The following is a 3,270-nucleotide window of genomic DNA, read 5'->3' on the forward strand; positions in this document are numbered from 1 at the left end:
ACACACGCGCAGACATTGATGTTGTCGGCCACGCTCATGTCGAGAAACAGGCCCTGGGCCTTGCGGTCTTCGGTGAGGTACACCACGCCGGCGCGGATCGCATCCGCCGGGGTGCGCAATTGGGTGACGGTCTTGCCGACCACTTCAAGGGTGCCGCTGGTGCGTGGGTCGGCGGCGAAGATCAACCGCGCCAGCTCCGTGCGCCCTGCCCCGACCAGCCCGGCAATGCCGAGTACTTCACCGGCGTGCAGGTCAAAACTGCACTGGCGTACGCGCTTGCCGTCGGCCATGTCGCGCACGCGCATCACCACGTTGCCGGGGTTATAGGCCGCGTGTTCCTTCTTGTAGAAACCGGAGAGGTCGCGGCCGACCATCATTTTCACCAGCACTTCGGCCGACAGCGCATCACGGGTCAACTCGCCGATGTATTGGCCGTCGCGCAGCACTGAAACCCGGTCCGACAGCTCGTAGATCTCGGCCATGCGATGGCTGATGTAGATGATCGCCAGGCCCTGGCTGCGCAATTGTTTGATCAGCGCAAACAGGCGGTCGGTCTCGCGTGATGACAGCGGCGTGGTCGGCTCGTCCATCACCAGGATCCTGGCGTGGGCATGCAGGGCGCGGGCAATTTCAACCAATTGGCGCTCGGCAATCGACAGGCTGCTGACGCGGGTTGTCGGCGTGAACTCGGCGCCCAGGCGTTGCAGCACCTCCACGCAACCGGCCTGCATGCCCTTGCGGTCGATGGTCCAGCCACGCCGCAATTCGCGGCCCAGGTAAATGTTCTCGGCCACGCTCAGGTTCGGGCACAGGCTCAGTTCCTGATAAATCACGGCGATGCCGAGGGCTTTGGCGGTGGCGGGGTCGAAGGTGGCGACGGGTTGGCCGTCGATGCGGATTTCACCGCCGGGGTCGGCCTGGTAAGCGCCGGAAAGGATTTTCATCAAGGTCGATTTGCCGGCGCCGTTCTCACCCATCAAGGCGTGGATTTCACCGGGATAGACTTTCAGGCCGACATTCTTGAGCACGCGCAAACCATTGAAGGTTTTGCTGATGCCCTGCATCTCAAGCAAGGGTTCAAGGCTCATGGATGAGCTCCTGGCATTATTATTTTTGTAGTCGAGTGCGCCGACTCTAAGCCAGAAACATTTTCTTACGCAAGCGCTTGCGTGCGCCGTTTATCGCCTGATGAATCGTTTCATCTCGCAAGGAAGCGCTAAACCCGTGTTTTTCAGGCGCGCATGAAATGAATTTTAAAAGACCGCGGAATAAAACCGCCGGCTGTGCCGTTCTGCCTGCATTCACCGCAAGCATTCAGGATGCGTCATGACCCCACTCGCAAGCGTCGTCGTTTACATTTGGTATCCCCACGGGGCTGATGCCGGCCATGCCGCGATGTACATCGGCGACCCTGTGATCGGGAAAATGATTGAAGTGCGTTACGACCGTTACCGCAACGACGGCGAGCGCGATCGCGACCGGGCCTTTATCGAGCAATACAACACGGCATACGTCAGCTGGTGGCCGGAAGGTCGCGCCGCGCTGACCGGCAAGCAACCGCAGGAACGCAACCTGTTCCTGGAGTCGGACATCCGCGCCGAAGGCTGCAAACCGCATGTGGTCTACACCCTCACCGGGCTGAACATGCAGGCGATGCAAGCCGAGTGGTACAGCATCCGCAACAAGCCGAACGCCAACTACCAGATGCTGCGCAAAAGTTGCTCCACTGTGGTGTTGCGGGTGCTCAAGGCGGGCGGCGCACTGAGCAAGCTGACCGCGGTCAAGCGCGCGTGGTTTTCCAGCAACCTGTACGTGACCCCGAAAAACATCGCACAACTGTGCAATGAGCTGCGCGACGCAGGCTTGGCCACCAAAGCCAAAAGCGCAAATTGCCCGGAAAAAGGTGCGTTCATGTTTGGCCTTCGATAGACGCCCGAGCATCTATAAGCAAAACAAATAGTGTGAATAAGCAGATACGCCTACCGCGCCGACAGGCGCTGGTGAATGATCCGTTGAAAATTCCTCCCACCACCTGCAGGTCGCACCATGAGTACACACCAGAACTTCACCTTGCTCCTTGGCCGTGCGTTGCTGGTCGCGCTGTTTTTATTCAGCGGGATCGGCAAACTGATGGCGCCCGAAGCGACCATCAGCTACATCGCCGCTTCCGGTGCGCCCTTCCCCTCCCTCGCCTACGGCATTGCGCTGATCGTCGAGCTGGGGCTGGCCACCGCGTTGCTGCTGGGCTATCGCGTGCGCCCTGTGGCGCTGTTGATGGCCGCGTTCACCTTGATGACGGCATTGCTGTTCCACAACCACTTCGGTGACAAGGGCCAAATGATCAACTTCTTGAAAAACCTGGCGATCACCGGCGGCTTCCTGCTAATCGCCGTCTTCGGTGCGGGCACCTTCAGCCTCGACCACCTGCGCACTCAGCGCCTTGCCCTGAGCTGAGGCCGCCCGTTTGATGGTTGAACGCTTCCGGGGGGATGCGTCCAGCCATCAAAACGCCATAATTTCTGCTATTGTCCAAAGACCTCATCTCCTCCTCGTCGCCTTTGCGCGATCTTCTGTGAGCATGCTCTGCGCCATCGTCTGTTGACGATGTCGGACCTGACTTTCACGGAACGCCCTGCGATGGATACACGCTCAACCGAACAACCGGCAGAACCGCAATCGCGCGCCGAAAAAATTGTCGAATTCAAACGCCAGAAAACCCTGCTCAAGACCGGTGCCTTGCAAGACGCGATCTTCAACAGCGCCTACTTCTCCAGCATCGCCACTGATGAAAAAGGCGTGATCCAGATCTTTAATGTCGGCGCCGAACGCATGCTGGGCTATGCCGCCGCTGATGTTGTCAACCGCATCACCCCCGCCGATATTTCCGACCCCTTTGAACTGATCACCCGCGCCGCCGCCCTCAGCCTGGAGCTCGACACGCCCATCACGCCGGGGTTCGAAGCACTGGTGTTCAAGGCCTCGCGGGGCATCGAAGACATTTACGAGCTGACCTATATCCGCAAGGATGGCAGTCGGTTGTCGGCCATGGTTTCGGTGACCGCCTTGCGCAACCGGCATGAGACGATCATCGGCTACTTGCTGATCGGTACCGACAACACCGCGCGTAAACAGGAAGAAGCCGAGCGCAAGGGCTTTGAGCGCGCGCTGGAGGAAAAGAACCTGGAGCTGGAACACGCCAACCACATGAAGTCGGAGTTCCTCGCCACCATGTCCCACGAGTTGCGCACGCCGCTGAATGCGGTGATCGGC

General features: G+C 59.5%; 3 protein-coding genes and 2 pseudogenes. 4 read left to right on the forward strand and 1 reads right to left on the reverse strand.

Annotation, left to right across the window (positions count from 1 at the left end):
* Positions 1 to 1,088 (reverse strand): sugar ABC transporter ATP-binding protein (locus WBB95_RS28915; RefSeq protein ID WP_424490691.1); only part of this gene is annotated, 1,088 nt, incomplete at its 3' end.
* Between the two features lie 238 nt (positions 1,089 to 1,326).
* On the opposite strand from WBB95_RS28915, the gene WBB95_RS28920 reads away from it, so the two are divergent.
* The 4 genes and pseudogenes from WBB95_RS28920 to WBB95_RS28935 all read left to right on the forward strand — a co-directional run.
* The gene (locus WBB95_RS28920; protein WP_424490692.1) at positions 1,327 to 1,929 is read left to right on the forward strand and encodes a hypothetical protein; all 603 of its coding nucleotides are present in this window, start codon (positions 1,327 to 1,329) and stop codon (positions 1,927 to 1,929) included.
* 117 nt (positions 1,930 to 2,046) lie between these two features.
* A complete protein-coding gene (locus WBB95_RS28925) occupies positions 2,047 to 2,454 on the forward strand; it encodes a DoxX family protein (RefSeq protein ID WP_424490693.1) in 408 nt (135 codons plus the stop codon).
* Between the two features lie 183 nt (positions 2,455 to 2,637).
* Positions 2,638 to 3,108 (forward strand): annotated as a pseudogene (locus WBB95_RS28930) (PAS domain-containing protein); the annotation flags it as partial.
* An 87-nt stretch (positions 3,109 to 3,195) separates the two neighbouring features.
* Positions 3,196 to 3,270: pseudogene (locus tag WBB95_RS28935) on the forward strand (histidine kinase dimerization/phospho-acceptor domain-containing protein); the annotation flags it as partial.

This window comes from Pseudomonas sp., from assembly GCF_049645325.1.
GTDB lineage: Bacteria > Pseudomonadota > Gammaproteobacteria > Pseudomonadales > Pseudomonadaceae > Aquipseudomonas.